This is a genomic window from Kitasatospora putterlickiae (genome assembly GCF_039527695.1).
In the GTDB taxonomy this organism is placed as follows: Bacteria; Actinomycetota; Actinomycetes; order Streptomycetales; family Streptomycetaceae; genus Kitasatospora; species Kitasatospora putterlickiae.
Map to the genome: position 1 here is coordinate 22,914 of NZ_BAAAKJ010000372.1, position 4,779 is coordinate 27,692.

Genomic DNA, 4,779 nt, shown 5'->3' on the forward strand with positions numbered 1-4,779 from the left:
GGAGCCTCGGACCGCCTCCGCCCGACCACCGGGACGATGGATGCACACGGGTCAGCGTCTGGGCTGCCGCGCTCGGAGTCCGTCCACATCCAGGGTGGTCAGCGCCTTGGACACGGGGATCCCGGTGCCCGTGGCGGCCGCCGGTCGGGCCCTGACCCCGCCGGGTGTGCGTGGCCGCCAGCCGGGGCCGTCGCCGCAGGAGGAGTGGAAGGTGACTCCGGCGTTGAGCGGTGCGGACAGTGCCCGCCAGCCCGCCGCATCCCGGTGGGCGGGCACCGCGAGGTCATGGCCCGCGTCGATCAGCCCGCCGCTGCACCGGGGCAGACGTGTACCAATCGCGGCTGGGACCTCTTCTTGTAGGAGGCCCGGCAGCGCAGGCACACGAAGTGCCGGCTCGAACTGATGCGGCGGACGCACATCGGCGCATCGTGAGGTCCCCGCCGCGGGCCGGGCCAGGGCGGACCCTCACGCCGGGGTGAACCGGCGGATGGTCAGTGGTTCAGGCGGAGGGCGTAGTAGGCGTGCAGGGCGGCTTCGGCGCCGGAGCCGGTGGCGGTCATGATGCGTTGGGCGCGGGGGGAGCGCAGGTCGCCGGCGGTGAGGACGCGGGGGTGCTGGCGGTCGGGCGGGCAGTAGCCGTCGGGGGTGGGGGCCAGGATGCCGGGCAGGGCGGCCGGGCGGACGCCGAGGTTGACGAAGACGGTGTCGGGGGCGAAGGTGCCCAGTCCGCCTGCGGCGATCCGGCCTTCGGCGGCGGGGCGGAGGTCGAGGGCGTCGAGCCGGTGGAGGGTGACGCGCGGGTCGGCGCGGACCTCGTCGGCCTTGTAGGCGTCGGCGGCCGGGTGGGGGACGAGCAGGTCGAACGGGGTGTCGGGGTGGGCGCGCAGCAGGGTGCCGAGGGGGCGGTCGGCGCCGAGGACGAGGGCGTGGCGCCCGGCCAGGCGGGCCGCGTCGGCCTCCCAGAGCGGCGGTGGGGCGTCGACGGCGGAGTCGAGCCAGCCGGCCTCGTCGGGACGGGCCGCCCGTACGCCGGTGGCGGCGATCGCGTAGCGGCCGTGGACGGCGGCACCCGAGGCGAGGCGGACGGTGACGCCCTCGTCGTCGGCGTGCAGTTCGGTCGCCGGAGTGCCGAGCAGGACGTCGCAGGAGTCGGCGACCCGCAGGACGTCCGCCGTGACGGCGTCGGCGAAGGCGGTGCCGGTGGCGAAGCCGAGGACGTTGCCCACCGCCGGCACGCGCCGCAGGGTGGCGCCCAGTTCGCGCCGCTCGATGAGCGCCGAGCGCAGTCCGACGCTCGCCGCCATCACCGCCGCCGCGCAGCCCGCCGGGCCGCCGCCGATGATCACCAGGTCGTAGGGCGTGCTGGACGGTCGGGTCACCACAGCAGGGTAGTGGCCGCCGGGCGGAATTCCGGTTGCCGGGACGGCCGGTGGCGCCCTAGCCTCGTCGCAACACGTCGAGGGAGACGAGTACCTCCGGGCCCCGCGAGCCGAGAGAGCCGCCGGCTGCTGTGAAGGCGGCCTCGCGTCCGGGAGGGAAGACACTCCCGAGTGCGGGGAGGAAATGCCCCGCCGGCCGGCCCCCGTCACCGGGCCGAACGAGGCCGCCGCCCGCCGCCCCGCCAAGGCGACGGCGACGGCGGCGAAAGTGCGGTGGCACCGCGAGTCCCCTTCTCGCCCGCACTCCCAAGGGATCACCACGACGCCCCCGGAGGGCCGCGATGATCCACCCCAGCGCCACCACCCGTACCACCCGCACCGCCCGCGTCCTGGCCGCCGACCTGCCCGGCCGGATCGGCGGAACCGTCGAACTCGCCGGCTGGCTGCACCGCCGCCGCGCGCTGAAGTCCGTGACCTTCCTCGTCCTGCGTGACCGCTCGGGCCTCGCCCAGGTGGTGGCCCCCGCCGGGGCGGCCGACCTGCCCGAGGAGACGGTGCTGCGCGTCCGGGGCACCGTCACGGCCAACCCTCAGGCGCCGAACGGCGTCGAACTGACCGGCCCGGCCGTCGAAGTGCTCTCGCGCCCCGCCGCGGCCCCGCCGTTCGACCTCTTCCGCCCGGCCGTCCCCGCCTCGCTGCCGGTGATCCTCGACGGCGCGCCCGTCACCCTGCGCCACCCCCGGCTGGCGGCGCTGCACCGCGTCTCGGCGGCCTCCGTGCACGGCTTCCGGGCGGCGCTCGACGGCCTCGGCTTCACCGAGATCCACACGCCGAAGGTGGTCTCCTCGGCGACCGAGTCGGGCGCCAACGTCTTCGCGCTCGACTGGTTCGGCCGCGAGGCGTACCTGGCGCAGTCGCCGCAGTTCTTCAAGCAGGCCATGGTCGGGGTCTTCGAGCGGGTCTACGAGACCGGGCCGGTGTTCCGGGCCGAACCCCACGACACCGCCCGCCACCTGGCCCAGTACACCAGCCTGGACGCCGAACTCGGCTTCGTCACCGACCACCGGGACGTCATGGCGGTGGTGCGCGCCGCCCTCGCCGGGATGGTCGCGGCGGTCGCCGAACGGGCCGGGGACGCCCTCACGACCCTCGGCGTCGAGCCGCCCGCCGTCCCGGCCGAGATCCCGCAGCTGCACTTCGCCGAGGCGATGCGGATGCTGGGCGCCGACGAACCCGACCTCGCGCCGGCGCACGAGCGGTGGCTCGGCGAGTGGGCGCTGCGCGAGCACGGCAGCCCGTTCCTGTTCGTGACCGGGTACCCGATGCGCAAGCGGCCGTTCTACACGCACCCCGAGCCGGGCCGGCCGGAGTACTCCAACAGCTTCGACCTGCTGTTCCGCGGGCTGGAACTGGTCACCGGCGGCCAGCGGCTGCACCGGTACGAGGACTACCTCGCGGCCCTCGCCGCCCGCGGCGAGCCGGCCGGGCCGTACGAGGGCTACCTGCGGGCCTTCGCCCACGGCATGCCGCCGCACGGCGGGTTCGCGCTCGGCCTGGAGCGCTGGACGGCGCGGCTGACGGGGGAGGACAACATCCGCCGCACCGCCCTCTTCCCGCGCGACGTGCACCGGCTGACGCCGTGAGGTGAGACGCGGAGACGCCTCCGGGCGGCGCCCCCGAGCGGTCGGGGGCGCCGCCCGGGGGTGACCGGCGGTGGGGCTCAGCCCTGATGCGGCGCCTGGGGTGCCTGCGGCTGGTACGGGGCCGCCTGCGGCTGGTAGGGCGACGCCTGCGGGTACTGGGGCGCCTGCGGGTACTGGGCGTTCGGCTGGTACGGAGCGTTCGACGGGTACTGCGTGTTCGGCTGGTACTGGGCATTGGACTGGTACTGGGCGTTGGGCTGGTACGGCGACGGCGACGGCGCCGGGACCGGCGGGACGGCCGGCGTCTCGGAGCGCGCGAGCAGTGCCTTCACCGCGTTGGCTATCAGCGCCACCGGCAGGATGAACGCCTTGAAGAACAGCGTGTACTCGCCGCCTTCGAAGACGAACGCCAGGTAGTACGCGTAGCCGGTGAAGCCGAGACCGGCCAGCACGTTGAGGATGCGCCAGCCGATCTTCAGGCCGCCGAGGTTGACGGCGCCGATGACCAGCAGCGCGATGCCGCTGATCGCGAGCAGCACGACGTACCAGGAGAAGAGCGGTTCGGCGTCGAAGTCGAGATTCACGAGGTGTTCCTGTTGTTCCAGGGGGGCGGGCGGGCGCGCCGGGGCGGACCGCCGGGGACGAGTGCGCACAGTACTGGAGTCCGCCGACAGTCGTCCTCACGATTTCGACACGGTGTCATCGCCGAATCCGTCCGGCGAACCTCCCTTCCACCCCTTGAAAACCGCTCAGGGAGCGTCCGTGCGTTCGGATATGATGCGCCCGTCGCTGGTGGTTGGGGGGCGAAGCAGCGACCCGGGTGAGAGTCCCGGAGCGGCCTCCCACCTCGGTGAACCGCCTGCTGCCGGTTCGTCGGGTTCGCCCGCCTTCCTTTCGTGAGGTCTCCCTTGCGCACTCAGCACCGCAGATCCCTCGCCCTCGCCGCCGCCGTCACCCTGGCCTCGGGCGTGGCCCTGACCGCGGCCGCCCCCGGCGCGGCCGCGCTGCCGCGTTCCGGCGGCGCCACCGGGACGGTGCGGCAGTCCTCGGGCCAGGGCACCACGGCGCCCGGCGGCCTCCAGGAGCAGCGCGGCCCGGTCACGGCCACCCTCGCCGGCTTCCCCGGCACGCTCACCGCCGGTGGTCCGGCCGCCGAGTTCACCGCCACCCTGCGCAACTCCGCCGACCACGCGGTCGACGTCAGCACCGGCTTCACCGTCGCGAACGTCGACTCCGGTGTCCGCGGGAGCCACCTCAAGCTGGACTACCAGGCCCCCGGTGGCGGCCCGTGGAAGCCCGCCGCGCTCAGCCCGGGCGCCGGAGCCGGTGCCACCTGGGACCTCGACACCTTCGCCGCCCGGCTCAGCCTGCCCGCCGGCGCCTCCGTGACCTACCGGCTGCGGCTCGCGGCCACCGCCGACGCGCCCGCCGGCCGGGCCACCGGCGGCTTCCGGGCGGTGGTCTCCGACCCGACCCTGCCGCCCGAGCACCGGATCTCCGAGGCGAACACCCCGCACCAGGAGTGCACCACCGTCGCGGCCGGCCCCACCACCCTGCCGACGTCCGCCCCCGCGCCCGGCGTGCCGTACCTCGGCCTGGACGCGGTGCCCGCCTCCTTCACCGCCGGCGGCGAGGCCAGGCCGTTCCGGCTGACGCTCACCAACCGCAGCGGCAAGGAGGTCGCCTTCCTGCCCGAGCTCACCCTGCGGGGCGCGGGCCTGCCCGCCGCCGGGGCGGCCGCGCTGGACTTCCAGGCC

Annotated in this window: 4 protein-coding genes; 2 read left to right on the forward strand and 2 right to left on the reverse strand. The window is 75.3% G+C overall.

Annotation, left to right across the window (positions count from 1 at the left end; translation table 11 throughout):
* Positions 1-491 precede the first annotated feature (491 nt).
* Complete coding sequence (locus ABD308_RS33020) at positions 492-1,379, reverse strand: FAD-dependent oxidoreductase (RefSeq protein WP_344343258.1); 888 nt, start codon at positions 1,377-1,379, stop codon at positions 492-494.
* A gap of 341 nt (positions 1,380-1,720) precedes the next feature.
* On the opposite strand from ABD308_RS33020, the gene aspS reads away from it, so the two are divergent.
* Entirely contained in the window at positions 1,721-3,022 is a 1,302-nt protein-coding gene (aspS, locus tag ABD308_RS33025; RefSeq protein WP_344343260.1) for an aspartate--tRNA(Asn) ligase, read from the forward strand.
* 77 nt (positions 3,023-3,099) lie between these two features.
* Here aspS and ABD308_RS33030 read toward each other — a convergent pair whose 3' ends face one another.
* The gene (locus tag ABD308_RS33030) at positions 3,100-3,606 is read right to left on the reverse strand and encodes a hypothetical protein (protein ID WP_344343262.1); all 507 of its coding nucleotides are present in this window, start codon (positions 3,604-3,606) and stop codon (positions 3,100-3,102) included.
* A 324-nt stretch (positions 3,607-3,930) separates the two neighbouring features.
* On the opposite strand from ABD308_RS33030, the gene ABD308_RS33035 reads away from it, so the two are divergent.
* The coding region (locus tag ABD308_RS33035; protein ID WP_344343264.1) for a hypothetical protein at positions 3,931-4,779 on the forward strand (849 nt) is incomplete at its 3' end.